Origin of the sequence: Rossellomorea arthrocnemi (genome assembly GCF_904424705.1) — a bacterium.
Classification (GTDB): domain Bacteria; phylum Bacillota; class Bacilli; order Bacillales; family Bacillaceae_B; genus Rossellomorea; species Rossellomorea arthrocnemi.
Genome location: NZ_CAJGBF010000003.1, coordinates 362,968 through 388,844, shown reverse-complemented (window position 1 = coordinate 388,844; position 25,877 = coordinate 362,968). Strand labels below are relative to the sequence as shown.

The window sequence follows — 25,877 nt, the reverse complement described above, 5'->3', positions numbered from 1 at the left end:
TCAAATATTCATTAATCAGTGGGGCTGGTTGGCGGGGTCTTTAAAACATATTCTAGTAAACTGTCGATACTGCCAGAGTACTTTTCCACTTCAGGCAAGTGGTAAAAAGTAGTTGTGTTAGCAAAGTCATGTACTTCATCATTGGGAGAATACAGAATGACCCGCTTCCTAAGCGCCAGAGCAATCCCCAGTTCGACATGACTCCCTTTGCCACCCGGTAATATGATGATAACCATATTTGAATCGATGATGGCATCCTTTTCGTTTTGTCCGATGTGCTGCAGTTCTTCAACTGTCGATGCACGTTCATTTTTGGTCCAATCATATGTATGGGTAAAGCTACTCTGTTTTAACCTCTCACTTACGTAACGAACGAGATCCTTATTCTTGAAGCTTGACGCAATATAAAATTTCATGGTTCATCCCCTTTTTTCTCTAAGCACTACTTACGATACAATTTACGCTGCTTCATATAGTCGATTGCTTTCGTCTTGTTTTTTTGTTTGGCTACATAGACCGCTTCGTTATTCTCCCTAAGATAGGTGGTTAGCCTTTCTTCTGGAAGCGCACCTTCCATGATGGCTTCTTTCACAGCGCAGTTCGCCTCGGAATTGTGGGTGCAGTTCGAAAATTTACACTTGGTTGAAAGATTCAGGATATCTTCAAATGTGTCGGGAGTATTTCCTGTGGGATTCATGATTTCATTTATTTTTTTATTGGTTTTCATTATGACTCCTTTCCGCTTTGCTCACTTATCAATTTTTCATTTTATAGTAATATGATTCTGTGTTGTATGCATTTTAGCCATTATGGGTGGGAATAAGATTAATAGTTTGATTGTTATATCTATATTATTCATCAGCTAACCTATAGCCAGTAAAGCAATTATGACCAGTCCGGTGAACATATAGATTGAGTATTTTTTTCTCTCGATACCTAGCCTCACTTCCCAAAGACCAACAGTATTCAGATACACTCCAAGCATCCAAATGACAAAAGGCAATATGATAATCCCATTCTCATGCCCCTATCCTATAACATTTAAAATTTATGCATGGATACTAACACCATCTATATTCCAATTATTCCAAATTTTTTCTTGAAACACAATCATTTCCTATATAAAAAGGTGCCAACCTCAGGTAGGGCACCTTTTTATCCCTGCAACCATTCAAGGCGCCGATCGATGTAGAAAGTGTTGCTTCTCATTTCGCAGCCACTCTTTTTTATCTACTCAGTTCCTTTAAGTTCTGATATATTATGTTTTTATCGATGACTAATCCTGTGGATAGTATTGATACCGGGATTCTTTTTGAGGTTATTGAGTTTCATACTTTAAGAAGTAAAAACAATATCAGCATTTTCAACTGGATAATAATGATTGATATAATGTTCCTCTGCTTTCCAGTATCTATTCTCGAATTTTGAAATGTTCTGTTTTGTTTCTACTGATTCACGGTTAAATCTAATGTTCCGTGGACAATCTAGATAGACGATTTTATCAAAGAAATGCTTCCATTCTTTTCGTTGAAGGAATACCCCCTCTATGATGATCAACCCTTCCTGAGGTAACTGAATGACCCTGTTTTCATGAGTATCACTGCTGTCGAGGTAATAAGGGAGAGTTAGCTGTTCGCTATCCTTCAGTTTACGGAAGAAATGTTCCGCCATCCATTCTACATCCCATTGCAAATGAAAGTACTCATGCCATTCTTCAAATCCTGTGTCATATCTGCGTTTCCGTTCAACAATAAGATCATCGAGATGAAAAATATGATATTGGTGACCTTCATTATTCAGGATGTGGCTTAATTGTTTGACACAAGTGGTTTTTCCTGAGCGGCTTAAACCGTCAACTCCTAGGATATATCTCCGGTTTTCATGATTAGAAGCAATTCTCCTCAATATATTCATTTGATGCTCCAATTTCTTCACTCCTTATTATAAGACAAGACAAACACTCCACTTACACACTACCACTTTTCCATATTTTTGAATAGCGAGGGACGGACCTGCTATTTTAAAGGGGAATCCCTTCATATTGGGATTCTTTCTAAATAGTAGAGGTCCGTCCCTCGAGAATGGTTATTCTATGTTTTTTATGAAGGGGCTTGGTTTGCCTATGCTGTATAGTTGGAGTTCGTGCATGGCTCTTGTGCAGGCTGTGTAGAATAGTCTTCGGAGACTTTCGTCTTCATATGTCTTTGCCGAGGCGTCATATAGTATGACAGCATCGAATTCGATTCCTTTGGCTAAATACGCGGGTATAACCACAACTCCCTGTTCATATTCCAGAGATACGCTTTTCATAAGTTTTATTTTTTCAACGTTATTTAAGGAATCATATACCTGTTCACTTTCTGCAGCTGTTTTGCAAATTACTGCGATAGAATGATAGCCCTTAACCCGCCATTTCTCTATTTTTTCGGAGATATGGGAATGAAGTTCATTGCTGTCAGTCACCATCTTAAGTGCAGGTTTTTCCCCTTCCCGTTCAAAAGCGGAGATTTGGTCACCAGCAGGCACAATCCGTCGGGTGAATTCGATAATTGGCTTAGTGGACCGGTAGCTCTGAGTCAGGTTAATCAGTTCCGTTTCATCGGGACCATATAACTCAGTCAGTTTACTGAAGTCAACATGATTATGAGCATGAGCAAAGATGGCCTGATTGAAATCTCCAAGGACGGTCATCTTTGCTGAAGGAAACAGCCTCTTAATGAATTCAAATTGAAACGGTGAATAATCCTGAGCTTCGTCGATGAGTATATGCTTAATAGATGTATTGGTCTGGAAACCGAGAATCAACTCTTTTAATAGTAAAAAAGGAGTTGCATCCTCGTAATTCAGTTTCCCCTCATCCAGCATGTTTACAGTAGACAGGCAAATGTCCTCCCACCTTTCAGGTATTTCCTCTTTCATTAATGAGCTTATTTCCAATGGGTCTGCAAAGAGCTGCTGATAAATCCTTTTTACATCCACGTATTGCAGGGAATTGATCCGTTTACGCAGCCTCTTGAATCTCTTCCGCACCATTAATCTTCTCAGTGCTTCATACTCCACTTCATAGTCATCGGAAATGTTTTTCTTTCTGAAATGTTTCCGTGCTTTATGATATTCCTCATTGCTCATCAACTCGATTGCTTCTTCCACCCACGATTCCATCCGTTCACGTTTCTCGGCTTGATCGATTTGACTGTTCAGCCATTCGGTCAGCTTTTCAAGCCTGTTATGGAAGCGAAGCGAACCATCACTTGTATAAAATCGTTCGGCGATCTCTTCTGCCGTGACGATCGCCTTTCCCCTGAACTTGATTCCTTTGAATTTCATTCCGGAACGCTCGAGGGATTTTCTATATGATTTAATCGCTTCAAAGAAATCAGTCGATGCCTTGAATTGGATACTGGCCGTACGCGTCTCATACATATGGCGATTATCCTCATTTCTCAAAATGTACTCCAGTTGTTCATAGGGACCTTCCACCTGAAACTCCTTGGTTAACCGGTGGTCCAAATATTCCTGGAACGTGACCTGCTCCATGTTTTCTTCCCCTAATTCAGGGAGAACTTGAGAAACATAACTGTTGAACATGGAATTAGGCGAGAACAGCACGATTTGGTCAGCTTTCAACGTATCCCTATACTTATAAAGCAGGTAAGCGATCCGCTGCAAAGCAGCTGATGTTTTTCCACTTCCAGCTGCCCCTTGAACAATGAGCAGCCTGCCACTGTCATGCCTGATAATCTGATTCTGCTTCTTTTGAATCGTGGCGACGATGCTGTGCATATAGTTGTCAGTCCGTTTACCGAGTACTTCCTGTAAAACTTCGTCTCCAATCGTAAGACTCGTATCGAACATAGACTCAATCACACCACCCCGGATGAGATATTGCCATTTATTTTCCACAACTCCATGGATTACGCCACCCGGGGTAGTGTATTCTGCCGGCCCGGGTGGATAATCATAATAAACACTGGAAATTGGAGCACGCCAATCATATATAAGAAAATCATCCCCGCTTTGATCAGTCAGAGTTGAAATACCGATATAAACCTTTTCAGTCGGAGCTCCTTCTTCAGTAAAATCAATACGACCGAAATATGGTTTCCTTTTCATTCTGTGCAAGGCCGATAATTTTTTTATGGCCTGTCTGTGAGTACTCTCGGAAACGGTCAACGATTGAGCTTGCTGCCTTAAGGCAATAACGGTTTCCAGAAAATCATCAAAGGTATCTGTGTTAACCTTTACTTCATCCCAGAAATGTTTCCGGGTCTCCAGCACTTCCTTCTGGCGTCTTCCTGTTTCTGTTTCCAAGGCGTCGATTTGATCCATTATGTTTTTAATAACAAGGTTCACTCGTTTTTGCTCATTACTAATTTCAGGTTTCATTTAAGCACTCCTTCAACTATAAAATTCAGGGTTGACTAACGAAGAGGTTATGTTGTATAATTATTATTGAGGTATTGTGTGTATATTTAATTTTAAAAAGTGTTTCTGTATTAATTTATCATATTCACCAGACATAATCAATAACAAATTAAAACCTGCCCCTCTTTATCCATCATAGAGGTGCAGGTTTTTTATTTTGACAATTTAAACATTTGGCCCCTTGTATTTCAGGTACCTTAGCTTGTGCCATATGCAATAGGTTATAACTGAAGCGATGCTCCACTCCCGATAATTGACTTAAAAAACACCATTCTCATTCAACGTATCTTCCGGAATCGGTTGACCTATGTCCCATAATTCAACGATTCTATCATTTTTGAATCTGAAAATGTGAACGACAACCGCTCCCAGATCATCCGTGCTTTGTCTTACATGGGAATGAACCGCCACTTCCTCTCCATCTTCCATTGCTCGTTTCACCTCAAAGATCTTACCGGGATTCTTTACCGCATTTTCTTCCATAGCGAGCATGAGCGATTCTGCATCCCCACGAAAAAAGGGATTATGGTGGTAAAACCCATTTTCTGTGTAATCATTAAATGCTTTCCTGACATCTCCCGAGGCTACCTGTTCCAGAAATGCTACAGCTGTTTCTTTCTTGGACATTCCTAATGTTTTTGGCAATCTCATCATCCTTTCACTATCTTACTCTTATTATAAATGAAATCCGGATCAGCTATCAGTCATTTTCCAGGCAAGCTATCATTTTCCCGAAAGTACATTATAAAAGGTCCCATTAAAAAATAATGTAATGTCCCCTATCGTCCCAATACAAAAAAAGATGAAATAATAGGTTGCCTTCGTTACTTCTTTGTTGAAAAGCTCTTTAAATGCTTGAATAAATAGTTGTTCAAATTTAAACCAACTTAGGATCCAGGCGATAATAAGAAAACTAGCGATAGTCATAAATTTACCTCCAAACCCACTCATGTCAATGTTCACTATACCGTCATTTTCCAACTTGTCCTTGCCAGCCATTGCTCTTTCTTTTTATAATCCGGCACGATCTTCCCCACTAGCCGCCAGAAGGAACGATCGTGGTTGAGGTGGCTCATATGACACATTTCATGGACCACAACATAATCGATCACATCCTGGGGAGCCATAGCCAATTTCCAATTAAAGGTCAGCTGTCTACTTCCATCACAGGTTCCCCAGGTCGTCTGGCTATCCGAAATGCGAACCGACCGGGGCTTGGTTTTAAAATGTGACTGATGAATAGAGATGCTCTTCTCAACGATTGACTTACACTTTTTGTAGTAAAAACGTATTAACGCTTGTTTAATTCTTTCATCTTCCAGCTCTTTCACATGGATATTCAGTCTATCTCTGTTAAAAGTCACATGGTCATGCGTGATTTCATAATTGTGGTGAAGCTCGATTGGGAAGCTTCTACCGAGAAATAGGAATGGTTCGCCATTCTGAAAGGTCTTCATCTGAGGTCCATTTAACCTCTCCTTTACTGCTTCAGATTTCGAATGGATCGTATCCCAATTATCCTCCAGCAACCGGGTGACCGTTTCTTTAAGTGTACCTTTAGGAGCATGGACTTCGATGTTTCCATAGCTGTCCAGATAAATTCCAATGGATTTACGATTTTTTATTTTCAGATCAAAATGGATTGTTTCACCTGAGTGTGTATGTTTCATATCTTAACCTCTGTATTTAATTGCTAATCCTTTTAAGAAATTGCGTGCGTATCGATCCCCGCACACACGATAATTCTTATGGCCTTCTCTTCTTAAAATTGCACCTAATTCACCTTTTGTAATATGAACGTCAGCTAAATCCAGTATTTCAATCATATCCTCACTTGTTAAGGATAGTGCTATTTTCACTTTCTTAAGAAGAAGATTATTTACATGTTCATAAGTTAAGACAGGCCTTTCTGACTGTCCATGACTTGGTTCCCGCCTTCCTCTCTTGAACGTTATAAAGCCATTTAAAAAGGACTCGAACATCTCATCATCACAAGGGATGTGATGTTCATCTTCTTCAATTCCTTCTTCGACATCATCATGATTCAATGACTTCGTAAGAACCTTCAACACTTCTTCTTTTGATAATTCAATACCGCCAAGCTTGAAGATCTCCACCATCTCTGTATTTTTAATATCAAGAGCATAACGCAATCGAATTAAGATATCATTATTATTAATATTCATCTTTAAGCCTCCTGAGATTATTCACACTACTAAACCTTTAGCTTATCATTTAAAGAACAGAAAAAGAAGGTTGGATGAAGCATATTTGATTTATTTTTCTTTATATATATTCGTTTATTCTACTTAAAACAAAGGTCCGTCCCTCGATGAGGACGGACCTTTACTTGGTTTGAAATATGTTCAACAACTCATCAAATGACTCGATCAAATATTCATATGAATCCGTTTTTCCAAAACCGTAGGATGCATAAACAAATGGGATTCCCGCTTCTTTTGCTGCTTTTTGATCAACTTCAGTATCTCCCACATATACTGGTTTTCTTAGGTTATTCCGTTCGATGATGAGACGGATGTTTTCTCCTTTTGAAAGACCTGTCCTTCCTGGATTTTCAAAATCGGTAAAATACTTATCCAGACCATGATAATCATAGAAAGCCTCAATGTATCCATCTTGACAGTTACTGACGATGAATAATTTATACTTCTTCGACAATTCCTCCACAACGGCATCAACATGCTCATATAAACTGCCACCATGGTTACGTAAGTGGGGGATCTCATGGCGGGAAAGCTCTTTCAATAATTGCTCCCGATCTTCTTCCCTCAATCCCGGGAACAACTTTTCTCCTATTTCCTTCATTTGCAGCCCCATGGTACCTTCCAAATTTGTTCTCGTAAGACCTTCCGCACCCTTGCTATTCTTTGTAATCGCCTTATTCCATGCTTCAAGTACTGACTCGATTGGATCCCATAGTGTACCATCTAGATCGAAAATAATGCTGTCCATTTGTGATTCCTCCTTAGCCCTTTTTATTTCTCCATATGAGCAAGCTGTACTTTATTCAAGAAATATTATTTTAATGGCTTAATGATCTTCATCTCACTAACTGGCCAATAGACAATATTTGTTGTTCCTACTACATCCTCTATTGGAATAGAGCCGATTCGGCGACTGTCCTTACTGTATTGCCTGTTGTCTCCCATGACGAATAATTCCCCCTCCGGAACCGTCAGTTGTCTTACAGGGGTATCCATTAATGTAAAGTCAGGAGTTAGCGGCCATTTTGCTACTTGCTTTTGCTTTTCAAGGTATGGCTCCTCATAAACTTTACCATTTATGTATAACGTATCGTTTTTATATTCAATTTTGTCCCCCGGCAAGCCGATTACACGTTTAATATAATCTTCCGTCTCGGTTGCATGGAATACGATAATATCAAATCGCTCTGGTTCATCCATCTTATTTACAATCATCCTGTCCTGATCCAGTAGAGTTGTATTCATCGAAGCCCCTTCAACCACAATGGGAACTACGATAAAAGAGCGTATAATAAATGCTAACAAGATTCCTATAATCAATGGTTGTATCCAACCCAAAACCTTTCTTCCGTTACTCATCTTATGATTCATCCTCTCTCGGAAAACCTTCACCCTTATGATAACCCACCTATATTTTAACATAAATTTCCTGGTTTTTTGTCTCTTCATCATTATTTTAGGAGCTTCCTTGTATCCTTTGAGTGGCTTAAAACTAAAAAAGAATGCTGAATCGGACCTATTCCGCATTCTTTTAGGATATAAAATGTATTAACAGTCCCTGTGACCTTCCTCAGCAGCAATCGCATCAGCCTTGGTTATATGAACCGTACCCTTTGGATGCTGTGTAGGAGCATAAATCGAGTACAGTTTGATAGGGCCATTACCGGTATTGATAAGATTATGCCATGTTCCTGCCGGGATCATAATCGCAAAATCCTGCTTCACTTCTTTTTCAAAAGTTAAGTTATCCTGACGATCACCCATCCGTACAACCCCTTCCCCTTCTTCAAGGCGCAGGAATTGATCAAGATTCGGATGAATCTCAAGCCCGATATCTTCTCCAGGATTGATGCTCATCAATGTTACCTGTAAGTGTTCTCCAGTCCATATGGCCGTTCGGAACGTATCGTTCATTACGGTGGCTTCATCGATATTTACCACATAAGGTGTAGGACCATAATCTTTTGAGATCATCCGAGTGGCTTCAACAGCTCCTAACTCACTTAAAGTTCTCGCATGCTCCCATTCATCCCTGCATGTGTTCACGAGTATCTCGTACACGATTGAATGCTGTGCCTGCATGCTGCAGAGCCGGAACTGCTCATAATCTGCAAGTTCTAATTCATACCCTCTGTTGAGTCCATCCCGATAAGATAGAAAAGGAATACTTTCAACTTGATAAACAGGATGTGTGTCCGTTAGTGAGGTATACACATTCGTTAACTCCCACCAATGCCTCTTTTCATCTTCCATCATGCGCATAAGTTGTTGTCGATCTTCTTGATTCCGTGCCATATCAGCCAGACGTTGATAGAAATCCACGGTCGATGCTTTTTTTATGATTCCATTAAGCAGGGTGTTAACCAATTGCCCTGAGTTTGCCTCAGGCTCTGTTATGGCTGATGGATAGTTTGGGGCTTGATATGAATACCACTTCGACATATTGTACACACTGATCATTCCCTTCTGATTTTTACCACGATATCATATGCGTGAATTCAGAAGGTGTGCTGATGCCTAATCAAAGAAGTGAAACGCTGAACGTTCAAGTGCATCACCCCAAATAACTTTTTCCTTTTTCCACATACTCATTCATGATGGAGACGGGTACAAGGTTTCCTCCTGTGGCCCATACTAAATGAGTGGCATTGGTTAATTTGATTTCAAGGGATGTAAGGTGCTCCTGTATTCGGGGCATGACAGGACCCATCATGCCGGCCAATGCAGAGGGCTCGAGAGGGATGGACTCTGATCTATGTAATATGGCAAGCATTTTGAATAGATTCTGATCGCTGACTGTATATACCCCGCTTAGCATCTCTTTAATCATCTTCCCTGCAAGGGCAGAAGGTCTGCCAACTGCCAGTCCATCCGCTTCTGTACGATTGCTTAATCCAATATCCTTAACAGATACAGCTTCATTTTTGCCGGTTGCAAGCCCTAAGAGCATGCAAGGGGAGTTTACAGGTTCAGCAAAGTAACAGTACACATGTTCTCCAAATACATGCTTTAATCCATAGGTCACCCCACCTGGTCCACCACCTACACCGCATGGTAAGTAAACAATCAACGGATGATGCTGATTTACCGTTATCCCTTCTTTTTCAAATTGTTTCTTGAGCCTCAGGGCAGCAACCGAATAGCCCATGAATAGGTCCTTTGAATTCTCATCATCGATAAAGAAACAGGTTGGATCCTCCTTACAGATCTCTCTGCCTTCAGAGACTGCGTGGGAGAAATCTTGTTCATGTTCTACCACTTGCACCCCTTTCCCCCTCAGGAGCTCCTTCTTCCATTGCTTTGCATCACGGGACATATGAACGGTTACATGGAAACCAAGGGATGCCCCCATTATACCAATACTCAACCCCAGGTTTCCCGTGGAACCGACAGCGATGGAATACCGGGCAAAGAATTTCTTGGACCGGCTAGTCGACAATACCGAATAGTCGTCTGTTTTTTGGATCCAATTTTGTTCCAAGGCGATCGATTCTGCGATTTTCAAAACTTCGTAAATGCCTCCCCTCGCTTTGATCGACCCTGCAATTGGAAGCTCATTGTCACATTTCATGATTAACCGACCTTGTACAGTCGACTCATAATAATCCTGAAGTACCGTTTGCATGTTTTCCAGATGCTTAATGGGTGACTCGATGATTCCATTTTCCGTTTCCGGAAATAACTTTTTTAGAAGAGGAGCAAATCGGACGAGGCGCTCCTCCGCTTCGACGATATCCTTTAAACCCTCTCCTGATAAACGGCCGGATTTCATGAAAGGATTCGCCCAGAACGTTTCCTTTGCTTCTTGTAAATCCGAAAGTAATTTCGGATCAAGCAGATAAGTATTCTTTGACATGTTTGACGCCTCCTAAAGTGAAATGAATGATTACTTAAACGTACGACAAATTTCCAATTGAATTATATGATAAAATAGATACGATTCTTCAGACTATTTAAAATATATCAAAAGGAGAGCCTCATTTCATGTTACCTTCAGAACTAAGAACCACAATCAGGAACGGGAACCACCTGATACACACATCCGGGGTCTGTCAGGATTATGTACAAGCCAACCTGGTAGTCCTTCCTAAAGAGTATGCCTTTGACTTTTTACTATTCACCACAAGGAATCCGAAATCCTGCCCTATCGTCGAAGTGTTGGAACCAGGACAATTTCAATCCAAATATGGCAAAGGCTCCGATATTCGTACTGATATTCCTTTGTACCATGTATATGAGCATGGTCACTTAATTGAAAAGAAACAGCAGATTGACGAGCTTTGGAGGGATGACTTTGTTACCTTTCTCATCGGATGCAGTTTCACATTTGAGAGTCAGCTTATTAAGGGGAACATTCCATTGCGTCATATAGCCGAAAATAAAAATGTAGCCATGTATATAACCAACATTCCGACAGAAAAAGCGGGTGTTTTTGGAGGTCCAATGGTCGTTTCCATGAGACCGGTTCCCGATCACCTGGTACAAAAAGCAGCGGACATTACCTCGTTATTCCCTAAGATGCACGGATCTCCAGTCCATATCGGCGATCCGGCGGAAATAGGGATCACCGATGTGACCAAACCCGATTACGGTGACTATGTAGGCATCAGAGACGGAGAAACTCCAATGTTTTGGGCGTGCGGCGTGACACCTCAAGCCGTTGCACTCCATGCAAAAATACCATTCATGTTAACCCATTCACCGGGTTGTATGTTTGTAACAGATTGGAAAAATGCAGACTATTTACAAGAAGAAAAATAAAATGAGGGACGGACCTTTGCAGCATAGGTCCGTCCCTCATTAATTTCTTTATATTACGCATTACTTCTAATCTTTTCCGGTCGTCCGCTTCTTATGAAAAAAGAGAGGACGAGTCCTGCTATTGCCGTTAAACCGGCAACAATAAATGAGACATTGACTCCGTGAATCATTCCTTCCAACCCTCTGGCAGGATCCGCACTGGTTGTCATCACCGTTACAAGAAGTGCTGTTCCAACGGCACCAGAGACTTGTCTCATCGTGTTGTTCATGGCAGTACCATGCGGTATCAGGCTTCTATCCAGCTGATTCAGACCAGCAGTTGTTACAGGCATCATCACCATAGCCACTCCGAACATCCTGATGGCATTGACAATTGCGAGATACATAAACGTCGTATCAGACGATAAATTAGTGAACATAAACGTCGTGACCGTAAGAATAGAAAGTCCGATGATAGCCAGCCAGCGGGCTCCGAACTTATCAAAAATCCTTCCTGTAATTGGGTTCATTAATCCCATCAGGAGCGCCCCGGGCAGGAGCATAAGCCCTGACTCAAAGGCTGAAAATCCCAACATGTTCTGCATCAGAAGAGGAAGAACCGTAGCCGCTCCGATCATAGCAATAAACACAACCATTCCCAGTATGGTCGTTAACGTGAAAATCTTGTTTCGAAAAACGCGGAATTCGAGAATCGGCTGCTTCAGCTTGAATTGTCTGTTGATGAACAAGAACAATGACACGCTTCCGATGATCATGGATATCACAACTTGAAAACTTCCCCATCCTTGACTTCCTGCAATACTGAACCCATATAATAATCCTCCAAATCCTAGGGAAGAAAGAATAATGGAGAGAATATCGAGTTTCGGATACGTTTGTTTGGTTACGTTTTTTAATATGAAATAAGCGACAATAAAATCGATAATGACGATAGGTAAAATCACATAGAATAAGCTTCTCCACGGGAATTGTTCAACCAGCCAACCGGAAAGAGTCGGTCCGATTGCCGGTGCGAAAGAAATGACAAGTCCGAACATTCCCATGGCAGCCCCCCTCTTTTCCACGGGATAAATGAGAAATAGAATGGTTTGCATAAGAGGCATGATGATTCCTGCTCCAGAAGCCTGAATGATTCTCCCAACCATTAAGAAACCGAAGCCGGGTGCGATAGCACATATGAGAGTCCCTCCTGCAAACAAGCCCATGGCGCTAAGAAACAATGCCCTTGTCGTGAATCGTTCGATCAAGAATGCCGTAATCGGTATCATGACACCGTTCACAAGCATAAAGATGGACGTCAACCATTGGGCGGTACTCGCATCAAGGTCCAGATCGGTCATGATATGAGGGAGAGCTGTCCCTAATAATGTTTGGTTTAAGATGGCTGCGAAAGCACCTGAAATCAAAACAATGAGTAGTGGTGTTTTATTAAAGGTATCAGATTGAGTATCTGCATTTCTGTTTTTCATGTTCTCCCTTCTTTCTATCGGATTATGACCAGGATTTACACAATCCTCTTTTAATCATATTGACTTCTTTCATGTATTTTTTCATTGCTTCTTCAAGCGTCAATTCTTCGGCGATGCTCTGAACAAGATTATGAAATGTAACGGCAGACAGGATTTGCAGTACATGATACAAATCCATTTTATTTTCAATATTGAATTGTTTTCTATTCACCAACCGTAAAATTTCCCCATACCGCTGATCGATCGTCTCCTTAGTTAAATTCTGAGTGAAAGTTTTCTCTATTTTGTAGTTCATATTCAACAAAACATTCCGAATAAAGTTATTTTGCCCATTTTCATATGAAAATTCCAGCATAGTTTGGAACATGACTCTTGTGGCTTCGAATAAATCACCCTCATGGGTTTTCAACAAAGTAATGAACGTTTCAAACCGCTTGCGGGCATGTTCACCAACAAGGTAGAAAAAGGCATCCTCTTTATTTTCAAAGTATTGATAAAAGCTGCCCCTGGGAATTCCAGCAGTCTTCAGGATATTTGTGATAGATGCATCATACAAAGATACCCTGGAGAACTCTTTTTTGGCTGCTTCCACCAATACGTTTCTTTTTTCTTCCTTTAAATTAAAGAATGTAGGCTTCGGCACTTGTTTCCATTCCTCCCTCACAAAAAAAGTGACACCGCGTCACATGGAACATTGTCCACTTTATGTGACACGGTGTCATATGTCAAATAATACGATTGTATGATCGGTTACTTAAGAAACTTAACAAAGTAATTTAAGGGATTTTGGAAACAAATCATATACTTATGATACTGCTATAATTTAGAATTTGATGCTTTTTAACAGAGCTGAATGTTGGAGTGCATATTGATGAATCTTAGAATGATAGTGATGCTTTATGACGAAGACTTCCTTTTTCATTTTGTCAGGGTGCTTACTCGTTCCGGATTCAGAATGTGATCGATATTTCAATAATACTTCATCCAAATAATACATGACGTAGCCATTAATGAGCATGCGGCACCACATTTCATAATCTTGAGTGAATTTTAGATTTGGACTGAAATAACCTACATCTTTGAACACATCCTTATGAATCATGACCGAACACCCGTTGATAGGATTAACGTTCATTATTGTCAGGTAAATTTCTTCTGCACTAGTAATCCTTTTCCCAACGAATGGAAGTAATACTTCATTATCCTTATTAACATAATCATAATTATGAAAACTCGCCTTGGCTCCTCTCCTTAGCATAAAATCCAATTGCTCTTCTACCTTTCGCTCATCAAAATGATCATCTGAACTTAGCCATGCAATGTATTCTCCACTCGATCGTTTGATTCCTTCATTTAAAGCAGTTGCTGTCCCACCGTTCTCTTTCCTGATATACGTAATCCGATCCATGAAACGAGTTAATTTTCCAAGCTCTTCTGTTGAACCATCATCCACAACAATGACCTCGATACGAGAATACGTTTGATTCAATGCACTTCGAATCGCCTGATCGACATATGGACAATTATAAAAAGGGATTACGATAGATACAGTCGGTTTCATTTATTCATTCCTCCAATGCAGCCTTGAACAGGACATGTTTATTACAGATTATTCATTTCCCCATTTTCTGCTTAGACGAATGAGCTATAATAAGTCATTTCAAATAGATAAAGGACTAAACCATAATATGATTTAGTCCTCCCGCATAACAGGTTATTCTTTTATTAAGTCGTTTTCCACCAGCCAATCATGCGCAACAACGGATACGCTATTTCCTTCGATATCCACTTTGTAATTCAGTTCGCGCATTATATCACTATTAAGCTTTTCAGATAATTTTGCAGTGATTTTCTTTATTTCAGGATACTTTTTATATACCTCTTTGTTTATGCTGACAGCTGCCCGGTAAGGAGGGAAGAAACTCTTGTCATCCTTCAATGTAATAAGGTCATAGTCCACTATGGTAGCATCCGTCTCAAAGGCAACCGATACATCCACCTGACGATTATTTAACGCCCTTTGAGTCAGACCAAGATCCATCTGTTTGATCTGTCCGGAACCGAATTCGAACCCATACGTTTCCTCCACTCCCGGAAGTCCATCAGCTCGATTGGCAAATTCAGCATCAGATGCCATCATTAATTCACCGGGATGACTATTGACATATTCAGCCAAATCACTGATTGTTTCAATTCCCAGTTCCTTTGCCTGATCCTTATTCATGGCAAGTGCGTAAGTGTTATTCACATTGGACATATTCATCCAATGAATTCCCCTTTTTGCATCCAGCTCTTTTACTTTTTCAAAGGTTTTCTGTGGATCTGACATCGGATCTTTCCCCATATAGGTGATCAAGGCTGTTCCCGTATATTCCCACATCATATCCACTTGCTCGTTTTCCAACGCCTTCCTCACGACAGTACTTCCAAGATTGTTCATTTGCTTGACTTTAAAACCCTTATCTTTAAGAAGAAATGCCGTCATCTCGGAAAGCAAGTATTGCTCGGTAAAGTTCTTGCCCCCAACGGATATTTGCTTGCCGCCTATCCCCACGTTCGAACAAGCGGAAAGCATTAGTATAAGGGTTATGATCCCAACCCATTTTAGCTTTTGTTTCATAAATCTCACCTCCTGCTGTTACATTTCCAATGTTTGTTTGGTCCCTTTAGGAACGACGAGCCGTTCTACCAGTCTCAAAAGTAAATCTACAAGGATGGCAAGGATGGTGACCGGAATGGCTCCTGATATTAAGTAACCATTATCAAACAATTGAATACCTGTAAAAATCCAGACACCCAATCCTCCCCCTCCCACGACATAAGCAAGAGCAGCTGTTCCAATATTCAATACCACAGCTGTTCTTATACCTGCCAGGATCGAGTATGCTGCATTTGGCAATTCAATGCGGAAAAGGATTTGATATGGCTTCATTCCCATTCCTCTCGCTGCATCTATCAGGTTCTCATCAATCGAGTCAATCCCTGCAACCGTATTTCGGTAAATCGGTAAAAGAGAATAAATAAACAGTGCGAATATAGCTGTTTTGAAACCGATACCCAATATACTGATCATCAGGGCAAGAACGGCTAAACTCGGAATGGTTTGACCAAAATTGACTGTATTCGACACAATCCACTCTGCTCTCCTGAACTTTTTTCGAGTAATCAATATCCCTGTAGGAACCGCAACGACAAGGGCTAATAAAGATGACACTAATACCAGCTGAAGATGCTGTTTCAATAAATGGAGAAATGTCTTGGATTGACTGAACATATAGTCAAAATATTGATTTTTAATCGCCCAGGCAAAAAACAGGATGACCAATGCATACACCACAAATCGAACAATATTGCTGACAACCTTTTTGGTATTCACCTAATCATCCTTCCTGAACCGAGTTCGATTTTCCTTTGATTTCATAATGAAGATACTTCTGAACAAGATCGATGGTTATCGCACCTAATTTATTTCCTTGATCATCCGTCACAATCACTTGATCAGCTTCCTGGTTCAAAAGCATCGACAATGTATTTCTGAGATCATGGCGGACATTGATTGTTTTTGTATCAAGAATCGTTTCATCGACATTTTCTAATCCTATGATATTCTCCAAATCGGATATCGTATGCAGACTGAGACTCTTAATCGCTCGGTCTTTCCCGAAGAACTCATACACAAAGTCACTCTTAGGACGGACAAGCATCTCTGAGGGAGTATCATACTGCATGATTTCTCCTCCCCGTAATAATACAATCTTGTCAGCCATCTTAATCGCCTCATCGATATCATGGCTTACAAACAAGATGGTTTTCTTCACTTCACGTTGAATCTGCAGGAATTCATCCTGAATTTTTTCACGAATAATCGGATCCAATGCGCCAAACGGCTCATCCATCAACATAACGGGAGGATCGGCGGCCAATGCACGAATGACACCAATCCGTTGCTGCTGTCCACCGGATAATTCGTGAGGATATCTTTTACCGAAGTCATCCCCGCTTAGTCCAATCATATCCATAAGCTTATTGAATCGCTCTTTCTTTTCCTTCTTCCCCCAACCTAACATGTCAGGGACAATCATGACGTTCTCTTCTATCGTCATATTTGGAAACAGACCGTTACTTTGAATGACGTAGCCGATTTTCCTGCGCAGTTCAATCTGATCTAATTCCATTGAATCCTGACCATCGATAATGATTTTCCCATCAGTTATCGACTCCAGTCGATTCACCATCCGTAATAAAGTGGTCTTTCCACAACCCGATGGTCCAAGTAATACGACGATGTGACCTTCTTCCACGGTAAAGTCGACACCTTTAACCGCCGTCACACCACCTTCGTATGTTTTAGTAGTTTGATCAAACGTAATCATTTCTTCACCTCATTCACTTTATGCAATGCTTTTCGGGGTATAGCGTTTTTGGATCCATAGTAATATGGCGTCGGCAATCATGGCCAGAATCGCCACTGCAACAGATCCACTGATGATCAAGTAGTTGTCGCCTCGGGAAATCCCCTGAGTGATCAGAACACCAAGTCCACCAGCACCTATGTATGCCGCTATTACTCCAATTCCTATATTCATGACTACAGCAGTGCGTATGCCCGCCATAATAACCGGAAAGGCATTTGGGATCTCAACTCTTAAAAGGCGTTGATGGGTCTTCATCCCAACCCCCTTCGCTGCATCGCGCATTTGGGGACTCACATTCCGGATCGCTGTATATGTATTCCGTATGATTGGAAGTTGGGAATAGAGAACCAACGCTACAAATGCTGGCACAAATCCAATTCCCTGATTAATGATAGAAAAGATCGGAATCATCACTCCAAAAAGGGCAATACTCGGAATCGTCAGCATGACAGAGGCAATTTGTAAAACCGTCTCCGCCAAATAATCATTAGTCGTTAAATAAATCCCCAAAGGTACCCCAATTAATAGTGCTACAATAATGGCAAGTCCCACGAGCACTGCATGCTCTATCGTGAGGTCAAGAATCCGGGGTGCATTGACTTCGAGGAATTTCATCCATTTCTCCAAAGGTATATCCTCCTTTATCTCATTATTTTTGGTCAAAACAAAAGCCGTCCAGGATCTAGAATAATCCTGACGACCCACGGAGTTAGTATTACCGTATAAATGCGCCAACATTCTTATACCCTTATTGTCGCATTTTGAAACATTATGTCATCTTAAACTTTGAATTGGATGTAGATGCAAGGATGGTGGCAATTTGGAACTCCTTAGGGGGTATGTCTTCCTAATATCAGGACTTCTGCGGTCATTTTATATTATTAGCGAAACATTCTTTTGAGTTCGAGCATGACAGCGCTTTTTTTATTAACGAGGTGATATTTTCAATCCAAGTATTCCAACTAAAGAGAGATGCTCTCCATGGGAGAACACCTCATACTTATTAGTAACACATATCGTCTTCCTCTTCTGCCCGTTTTACAACTGTTCTTGGGGTACAAAATGTTCCTAGTACTTCAAGAATAACAGGGTGAAGTATCTCTATCTCCACACATGCACTGAATTGGACATGTACTTGCTCTCGTGTGAGACTTCCTTCCTTCTCACGACATTTAATGTCCACGATTGAACAGTTTACATTTCCCTCATCCATTCCTTCTGGTAAGCAAATCGCAACCCTTTTATCAAAAAAGACCGGGACTTCCATCGTGCATGCTTCATCATTCACTCGTGATTGAATGGTAACAAGCAGTGTCGCTTCCCCACGGATTTCAACAAAGCCCGGGTTCCCACTTTCGAATGAAATGAGAGAACAACCTGGATCAACAGTAGGCTTGAGGTGACACTGAACACTTATTCCCTCTCCTCTAGCAAGAAGTTCATCCACCAGTTCTCTGCAGCCGGCAGTTAAGCCGACTCCCTGTGTTACATTATGGGTAGCGATGACCCAATCATATACTTTTTCAACCGCTATACATTCAGGTCTCAGCTTCACTGGCGGCGGAGGCGCGATTTCCCCCAATTGAACATTCAACTGGCGGATCTCTCCTTCCTGCAAAACGATGGTTACCTCTTTAACAGGATATCCTGAAGCGGTGAATCTGAGGACGTAAGTTCCCGGAGGTAAGCCAGTCAAGATATAGAATCCAAATGGATCTGATAGCGTTGAACGGATAGGCACTTCTGAACCGATAGGAAAGATTTGTATAAGAACTTGCGAAATGGGTTGCCCTGTTTGAATGTCTGTCACGGTTCCCCTGACACTTGCTGGATTGTCTTCTAATATGAAGTTGAGAGTTGTCGCGGTTCCCCTAGTAACCGTGACCGTCCGTAACTGACTTTGGTATCCTATTGCTCTGGCTATGACAACAACACTCCCTCCCGGTAAGCCTGTTATCGTATAGTTTCCGTTCATGTCTGTAAGTGTTGTTGCTAAAAGTGTTCCATCAGCCGTGAAAACCTGGATGAGTGCATTCTCAATTGCAGACAGGGTATCAGCATCTCGCACATTTCCCGTCAGGGAAGCCGGATCTGATTCTAATGCCGCATTGAGAATAACCGTTTCATTTGGCCGTAATGTGATCATGACGGTCTGTCTGACGTAACCATCCGCAGAGAAGATTACGTTATAATCACCAGGGGCAAGCCCCGTTAAGATATAATTCCCTTCCTGATCTGTAAGTGTTGACGCAACCACAATACCGCTCCCACTAATGACCGTTATGACGCCGGCACTTTGAATGGGTTCTCCTGTATTCGCATCAGTCACCCTTCCCCTAATGGTGGCCGGTTGACGACCGAGATCAACATTCAACGTCCGGATTTCACCATTCATTAGGAATATTCTAAATACTTCACTCGTATATCCATCTGCCGAGAAGACAACCCTGTACTCCCTCGGATCCAAACCTTCCAATACATACTCACCCAAACCATTTGTAAGAACTGAAGCGATTGGGATAGTTGTTCCGATTCTAAAGACTTGGACAAGAGCTGATTGAATCGGCTGATTATTGCCATCATCACGCACAGTTCCTCTTAGCGTGGCCGTTTGATTTGATAAGCTGAAATCAAGATTTGCCGTTTCACCTGGTGATAACGTTACTATTCCAATCTGATCTCCGAATCCGTCTGCACTTGCGAGTACGGTGTATTGACCTTGAGCCAAACCTGAAATCACATAAAACCCATTATCATCGGTCAGGGTACTGGTAATAAACACTCCGTCAGAGTTAAAAACTCTCACTAATGCCATCGGAATGCCTACTGCTGTCTGAGCATTAAAGACGGAACCAGAAATCCCGGCAGGATTTGAAACAAGATCAGCGTTAACTGTTTCTGTCCCATTCGGCACCAGGATGACAGGTATTACTACGGTTGCATAACCGTCTGCTGAAATCACCACATTATAGCTTCCCGCTGGCAAATTACCAATCGAATATGTTCCGTCACTCGATGTAATAATGCTTCCAACGACAATGTCTGTATTTGGTATAACCACTTTTATAAGAGCACCGCTAACCGGTCCCTGAGTAACAGCATCCCTTATCGTCCCTTGAACAGTCGCTGGGAATGGAATAAGTGCAATATTCAACTCTTCACTTTCCCCTGGTGATAAAAACACTGTATTGACACTGATTGCGTAATTTTGAAGCTGAGCCTTTACATCAAACGTTCCCTGAGGTAATCCCTCGATCAAGTAATCTCCATTTTCATCGGTCAGGACACGCCTCACCAGAATATCAGTCCCAGCGAGATACACCTCGACAATGACACCTGTTAAGGGCGACTGATAAACTGCGTCGATGACAGTTCCACTGAGAGTGGCGGGATTGGCGAGAAGATTGAAATCCAGCAAAGTGGTGCTATTTGGCAGAATATTTACCTGTTGAATAAGGGACTGATACCCTGTGTTAATGGCTGAAACGGAATAGGTCCCTTCAGCCAAACCCTGGATAAGGTATGTTCCATCAACTGTTGTTTGAACTGAAGCAACAACTGTTCCCTGGTTATCGATGACCCTGACTAGAGTGTCAGTTAATGGTTGCATAGACTGTGCATCCCTTACCGTCCCTGTCAGAGAACCGGGATTTGGGGTAAGGAGGATTTCGACATTGGTTACTCCTCCATTCGTTACTTCTGCCGAAACAGAGTTCGAACCAAAATCAGGGCTGCTTCCAACTAACACATATACTCGCGGGGACAGTGTAGTCGTTTGAAAGAATCCAGCTGAATCTGTAATGGTAGTAAAAATGACCGGACCCGACCCTGAAAGTTCCCTAACTACCACAGTGGCTCCTTCTATAGGATCCAGCGTAACTGAGTTTCTTACAAAACCTTGGACGATTCCCGGGTTCGGACTTAATGCAAAACTAAGGAAGCTCGTTTGGTTGGAAGTGACGATGGCACCCGCTGACTCGGGACCAAAATCAGTTGCATTGGCAATAACAGTATAGACTCCCTCTGTAATACCGGAAAAAGCATATTCCCCATTTTGATTGGAAACTGTGGTTTGTACGAGTACATTTGTTAAATCATAGAGTTGGATGACTGCATTTGAAATAGCTTCTCCATTTGCAAGATTTGAAATGAATCCCTGAATCTGTCCAGGATTTGGAACAAGGCTTAATTCAGCAAAAAGGATATCTCCGGGTCCACCAATAATCGATTTGGTATCTGTTCCAAACGATTCGGCATCCGCTGTGATATTAAGAGTCCCTGTCGGCAATGAGAAGAAGGTTACATACCCGTTTTCATCTGTAATTCCTGTTGCAATTGGAATGTTATTTGGGTGGCGGATCGTGACGGTTGATCCGCCAATCGGAGTTGCAGTATTCTGAATCAGGACTTGGACCGTTAACATTACGGGATTTGCAGCCAGAACGTTTGTTACGTTGGTAGTTTGATTGGATAGTACAATAGCAGATACAGTAGAAGATGAGAAACCAGGAGCATTCCCCGAAACAAAGTATGTTCCTGGGGCAAGTGAAGGAACCGTATATGTTCCATCTGAATTCGCTAAGAAGCTTACAACTATCACATTATTTTCATTAAAGACGGAGATTTGGATTCCATTTCCCGTAATTGGATTGCCATTTGTATCTTCCACATTCCCTGAAATGTTACCCGGATTCTCACCCAGTGCCAGGTCAGCCCTCGTAGCTGAGTCACTTAAGACGATGGCTCCGGTTTGCTCGGTAGTAAAATTTAGTTTTGAAGCGGAAACGATATAGGAACCCGGTGCTAAACCACTTACCGAATAGTTTCCAAAGGTAGAAGTCGTCGTGGTTGCGACAGGGATTTGTGAGACGCCATCAATAATAACAACGGTTGCACCGGTAATAGGATCCCCTGTTGTGAGGTTGATAATCTGTCCATTGATGATGCCCGGGTTAGGGATCAGTATTATATTTACACCGGTTAAATCTTGCCCGACACCGATGTTTATTCCGGCGATCACCTGACCAAAGCCGGGAGAGTTAACGACCACATTGAATGAGCCACTCGGAAGATTCCCGACAATATATTGGCCAGATGAATCAGTGAATCCGGATCCAATCAAAATATTATTTTGATCAAATATCTGTACGATTGCGTTTACAATCGGATTTCCGATATTATCAGTTACAATCCCTGATACAGTACCAGGATTAGGAACAAGAGTCAGTACTACTGTTGACGTCTGGTTTGCGAGGACCGAAACCCCTGCCTGCGCTGTTGAATAGTTCGGGGCTGCAGCTAAAATCGTGTAGGTTCCTGGTGTCAAATTGTTAAAGGAGAACGTACCGTCCTGATTGGAGACAACTGAATCGATCAATACATTGTTAACATCCCTTAATTGGATAATCGTATTTGGAACGATTGGACTGACCGTCCCTGTGATGAACCCTGGATTCGGATCCAACGAAACAGATACAGGTGTGGTCTGCCCGGAAGTCACAAGAGCCCCGACCGTCCCGTTTTGAAAATTATTCGCAAATACATTCACTGTATAGTTATCCGGTGCAAGCCCCACCACCATAAAGACTCCGTTGGAATCAGTAAGCACCGTCGTAATTAAGTTACCGGAACTGTTTACAATACTGACACTTGCCCCTGGGATTGGATTGCTTCCTGCGCTGTCCAATACCGTTCCGGTAATCTGCCCTGGATCAGGTTGAAGAGCGATGCTGCCATCTATTGTTTGATTTGACGAAACTTGAACAGTAGCCGCATTGGTCTGATAATTCGGGGCAGACACCACTACGGTGTAGATTCCGGGAGCCAACCCGTTCACTACGTATTGACCATTCTCGTTAGATAGAACTGTAGCAATGACGGCGCCACTTGAATCCACAATTCTGACCTGGACGTTTGCACCGATGATCGGTGTCCCGGTTTGTGCATTGGTGACGATTCCTGAAATCGAACCCGGGTCAGCAGCGAGGTTAAAGTTCACAATGGACGTTGTGTTGGATACAATGGTCACACCTTGGGCGGCTGCTTGAAAATTAGAAGCCGCTGCGACTACGGTATAATTCCCCGGTGCAAGATTTGGTACCGTATAGGAACCATCAGGTGCTGTTACAGTTGTAGCTACAATGATTCCAGCTCCTGTACTGATTTGTACCGTTACACTTCCCCCTGCTATCGGGTCATTGTTTGTGTCCCTGACAAATCCAGTCAAGGTACCTGGGTTTTCATTTAGTGTTACATTAACGGTCGTTGTTTGACCAATCTCAATAACTGCCGCAACGGTTTCGGTTGTGTAATTTGGTGCACTTACGACAACGGTATAGCTTCCAGAAGGCAATCCAGACACCATGTAGTTTCCATTAGCATCGGTAATGACTGAACCAATTTGAATATTGTTCTGGAAGACTGTAACCGTTGCACCAGCAATCGGGACAGCATTTAGATCCTGAACAGTACCCACCAGAGCCCCGGCAAGCCTCGACAAGAACACATTGACGGTTGTCGTAGTATTTGATACGACTAATGCACCGAGGTTTTGGGTCCCATACCCATCAGCTGTGAAAATAAGCGAATATGATCCAGGTAAAAGGCTATCGAAGGAATATTGACCGCTTCCATTTGTCGTTGTATTTGCCACAATAACATTTTGACTATTTACTGCTTGAACTGAAGCTCCCGCTATGGCTCCCAAAGTGGCACCGTCAACTACCGTACCTTGAATTAAGCCGGGATTAGGTTCAAGGAAAATGTTCGTAACCGTATTATTCCCCGCAGTGACCGCTGCAGATACCGTCGTTGTACTATAATTCGTGGCAAATGACCTCACTTGATAATTTCCAGGGGCTAAATTATCAAAGGAATATTGGCCGCTTCCATTCGTCGTTGTGTTGGCGATGGGTATGCCATTGGTATCCAACAACTCTACATTTGCAATAGGGATAGGGGTGTTATCGGTTGTATCACGCACAGTACCTGATATAGAGCCTGGGTTTGCCACCAGAGTGAAATTAACGACGGATGCCTGATTTGGTTCTGTCGTTACAGATTTTAATTGTGATTGGAAACCTGAAGCCATGACTGACACATTATATATACCTGGTATCACATTGAAAAAGGAATAATTCCCTCCTGCGTTTGTGACTGTGGAATCAACTAAAGTACCAGAATTATTCAAAAGCTGGACGGTTGCATTATTTATGGGGCCGCCACTCGATACATTGCCAGATATTGTACTAGGTTGAGGAGCGAGAGCAATATTCGCGCTTATTGATGTACCTGCTGTGGCTGATACATTAGCTGTTCCTGTTACATAGTTCGTTCTGGCAGCCTGTACGGTATAGTTCCCGGGTACTACACTCGTAAACGTATAAAATCCACTTGCGTTCGATTGTGTAGTTGCAATCGTACTCATCCCTTGAAGGAGAGACACTGTTGTATTCGGGAGTACAAGTCCCGTTGATTGATCGGTTATGGTTCCATTGATAGTGGCTGTCTGTTGGACGGTAATGCTGACGACGGACGTATTAGACTGAATGGCATTACCTGACGAAGAATCAAACCCTGTGGCCTGTACTCTGTCTAAATTACGTGAACCACTAGTCGTAAAAGCACCGTTTAAAGTGAATGTTAAAGTCGCGGCGGCACCTGGATTCAGATTCCCGATGTTCCAGGTAAGTAATTTAGCTGCTGGATTGTACGTGGTTAAACCTTGCGAGGTAGTATTCACTACAAACGAGTTCACTTGATCCGGCCCAATGATGTCATCGAGAAATACCGAGGTGGCTTGGGAGAGGCCGGTATTTGTCACAGAGACAGTACCAGTCCAAGTCGCCTGCTGACCGAGGACAACGCTTTGGGGTCCTGAGTTCAATACTTTATTCGTTGCGAGTTTTGCCCTGATATCAGCCTGATTTGGAGTGATGGGATCCGTGAATGCGTTGGAGAATGAAAACCCCTCACTCGTCCTCAATGAATCTTTGTTATAGTTATTGGCATTGGCAGAAGTAAAGTATATTGCACGAATAGCGGTTGAGGCATTGATACCTAAGAAAGAAAAAACAGTACTTGCTGGTAAAAACCAATCAAGGAAGAAATTTTGATTTCCACCGATGCTTGAATCTGCTGGCGTTACCCTGGCAAAGTTGAAATTGGTGATTGGCTGGGAGAAGTTTGGGTTCCCCCCTCCAGTTCCTTCTGCAGGGTCATTCCACGAATTGACAAATTTCACCGTGTTTTGAATCAGGTTCACCCTATTATTTAACCCATCCACATTAAACAACCAGTCGTATGTTCCTGCTACGCCTGTTGTGTTGATCAAAACCCCCCATGTGAAATTTCTGAATCCGGTTAATTGATTATTCCGGGGGTCCCCATTAAGCCTTAAGCGGAAATAAACGTTTGTCCCGTCGTATGCGAAGAATCCTGCAGGAAAGGAAGAATTCCCTACAATGTCTGTCGATACGGGGCTCTCATCTCCTAAGACATCGAATAATGGTGTTCCACCTACTAACATTGGGGTATACTGTGCATTACTGGGAAATGCCACAAAAAACCCTCCTTTAAATGAT

Annotated in this window: 21 protein-coding genes; 1 reads left to right on the top strand and 20 read right to left on the bottom strand. The window is 42.0% G+C overall.

Annotation, left to right across the window (positions count from 1 at the left end):
- Positions 1 to 11: 11 nt before the first annotated feature.
- From BAA9072_RS07400 to BAA9072_RS07345, 12 genes are all read right to left on the bottom strand, one after another.
- Positions 12 to 416: a nucleoside 2-deoxyribosyltransferase gene (locus tag BAA9072_RS07400; protein ID WP_201714024.1), complete on the bottom strand. Its 405-nt coding sequence runs from the start codon at positions 414 to 416 to the stop codon at positions 12 to 14.
- Positions 417 to 442: 26 nt separating this feature from the next.
- Positions 443 to 727 carry a P-loop NTPase family protein gene (locus BAA9072_RS07395; RefSeq protein ID WP_201714023.1) on the bottom strand — a complete coding sequence of 95 codons (285 nt, stop codon included), beginning with the start codon at positions 725 to 727 and terminating at the stop codon, positions 443 to 445.
- A gap of 608 nt (positions 728 to 1,335) precedes the next feature.
- Positions 1,336 to 1,914 carry a kinase gene (locus BAA9072_RS07390; RefSeq protein ID WP_201714065.1) on the bottom strand — a complete coding sequence of 193 codons (579 nt, stop codon included), beginning with the start codon at positions 1,912 to 1,914 and terminating at the stop codon, positions 1,336 to 1,338.
- Between the two features lie 171 nt (positions 1,915 to 2,085).
- Positions 2,086 to 4,386, bottom strand: coding sequence for an RNA polymerase recycling motor HelD (gene helD, locus BAA9072_RS07385; RefSeq protein WP_201714022.1), 2,301 nt, complete (start codon positions 4,384 to 4,386; stop codon positions 2,086 to 2,088).
- 297 nt (positions 4,387 to 4,683) lie between these two features.
- The gene (locus BAA9072_RS07380; protein ID WP_408015218.1) at positions 4,684 to 5,076 is read right to left on the bottom strand and encodes a nuclear transport factor 2 family protein; all 393 of its coding nucleotides are present in this window, start codon (positions 5,074 to 5,076) and stop codon (positions 4,684 to 4,686) included.
- A gap of 72 nt (positions 5,077 to 5,148) precedes the next feature.
- Complete coding sequence (locus BAA9072_RS07375; protein WP_201714021.1) at positions 5,149 to 5,352, bottom strand: hypothetical protein; 204 nt, start codon at positions 5,350 to 5,352, stop codon at positions 5,149 to 5,151.
- Positions 5,353 to 5,387: 35 nt separating this feature from the next.
- Positions 5,388 to 6,095 (bottom strand): M48 family metallopeptidase, encoded by a 708-nt coding sequence (locus BAA9072_RS07370; protein WP_201714020.1) that lies wholly within the window; start codon positions 6,093 to 6,095, stop codon positions 5,388 to 5,390.
- 3 nt (positions 6,096 to 6,098) lie between these two features.
- Complete coding sequence (locus BAA9072_RS07365; protein WP_201714019.1) at positions 6,099 to 6,611, bottom strand: YehS family protein; 513 nt, start codon at positions 6,609 to 6,611, stop codon at positions 6,099 to 6,101.
- 160 nt (positions 6,612 to 6,771) lie between these two features.
- On the bottom strand, positions 6,772 to 7,398 hold the full coding sequence (locus BAA9072_RS07360; protein WP_201714018.1) for an HAD family hydrolase: 627 nt from the start codon (positions 7,396 to 7,398) through the stop codon (positions 6,772 to 6,774).
- Between the two features lie 65 nt (positions 7,399 to 7,463).
- Positions 7,464 to 8,021, bottom strand: a complete 558-nt coding sequence (gene lepB / locus BAA9072_RS07355; protein ID WP_408015213.1) for a signal peptidase I — start codon at positions 8,019 to 8,021, stop codon at positions 7,464 to 7,466.
- A 177-nt stretch (positions 8,022 to 8,198) separates the two neighbouring features.
- Complete coding sequence (locus BAA9072_RS07350; RefSeq protein ID WP_230980787.1) at positions 8,199 to 9,110, bottom strand: cupin domain-containing protein; 912 nt, start codon at positions 9,108 to 9,110, stop codon at positions 8,199 to 8,201.
- A 94-nt stretch (positions 9,111 to 9,204) separates the two neighbouring features.
- On the bottom strand, positions 9,205 to 10,506 hold the full coding sequence (locus BAA9072_RS07345; protein WP_201714016.1) for a D-serine ammonia-lyase: 1,302 nt from the start codon (positions 10,504 to 10,506) through the stop codon (positions 9,205 to 9,207).
- 128 nt (positions 10,507 to 10,634) lie between these two features.
- On the opposite strand from BAA9072_RS07345, the gene BAA9072_RS07340 reads away from it, so the two are divergent.
- Entirely contained in the window at positions 10,635 to 11,411 is a 777-nt protein-coding gene (locus BAA9072_RS07340) for a putative hydro-lyase (RefSeq protein WP_201714015.1), read from the top strand.
- Positions 11,412 to 11,464: 53 nt separating this feature from the next.
- On the opposite strand, the gene BAA9072_RS07335 is transcribed toward BAA9072_RS07340, so the two are convergent.
- The 8 genes from BAA9072_RS07335 to BAA9072_RS07300 form a co-directional block, all read right to left on the bottom strand.
- Entirely contained in the window at positions 11,465 to 12,880 is a 1,416-nt protein-coding gene (locus BAA9072_RS07335) for an MDR family MFS transporter (protein ID WP_201714014.1), read from the bottom strand.
- Between the two features lie 22 nt (positions 12,881 to 12,902).
- Positions 12,903 to 13,523, bottom strand: coding sequence for a TetR/AcrR family transcriptional regulator (locus BAA9072_RS07330; RefSeq protein WP_201714013.1), 621 nt, complete (start codon positions 13,521 to 13,523; stop codon positions 12,903 to 12,905).
- Between the two features lie 180 nt (positions 13,524 to 13,703).
- Positions 13,704 to 14,441, bottom strand: a complete 738-nt coding sequence (locus BAA9072_RS07325; protein WP_201714012.1) for a glycosyltransferase family 2 protein — start codon at positions 14,439 to 14,441, stop codon at positions 13,704 to 13,706.
- A gap of 153 nt (positions 14,442 to 14,594) precedes the next feature.
- Positions 14,595 to 15,500: a glycine betaine ABC transporter substrate-binding protein gene (locus BAA9072_RS07320; RefSeq protein ID WP_201714011.1), complete on the bottom strand. Its 906-nt coding sequence runs from the start codon at positions 15,498 to 15,500 to the stop codon at positions 14,595 to 14,597.
- A gap of 18 nt (positions 15,501 to 15,518) precedes the next feature.
- Complete coding sequence (locus tag BAA9072_RS07315; RefSeq protein ID WP_201714010.1) at positions 15,519 to 16,256, bottom strand: ABC transporter permease; 738 nt, start codon at positions 16,254 to 16,256, stop codon at positions 15,519 to 15,521.
- A gap of 4 nt (positions 16,257 to 16,260) precedes the next feature.
- Positions 16,261 to 17,253: an ABC transporter ATP-binding protein gene (locus BAA9072_RS07310; protein WP_201714009.1), complete on the bottom strand. Its 993-nt coding sequence runs from the start codon at positions 17,251 to 17,253 to the stop codon at positions 16,261 to 16,263.
- A gap of 18 nt (positions 17,254 to 17,271) precedes the next feature.
- Positions 17,272 to 17,922, bottom strand: coding sequence for an ABC transporter permease (locus BAA9072_RS07305; protein ID WP_330999273.1), 651 nt, complete (start codon positions 17,920 to 17,922; stop codon positions 17,272 to 17,274).
- A 376-nt stretch (positions 17,923 to 18,298) separates the two neighbouring features.
- Positions 18,299 to 25,855, bottom strand: a complete 7,557-nt coding sequence (locus BAA9072_RS07300; RefSeq protein ID WP_201714008.1) for a carboxypeptidase regulatory-like domain-containing protein — start codon at positions 25,853 to 25,855, stop codon at positions 18,299 to 18,301.
- Positions 25,856 to 25,877 lie beyond the last annotated feature (22 nt).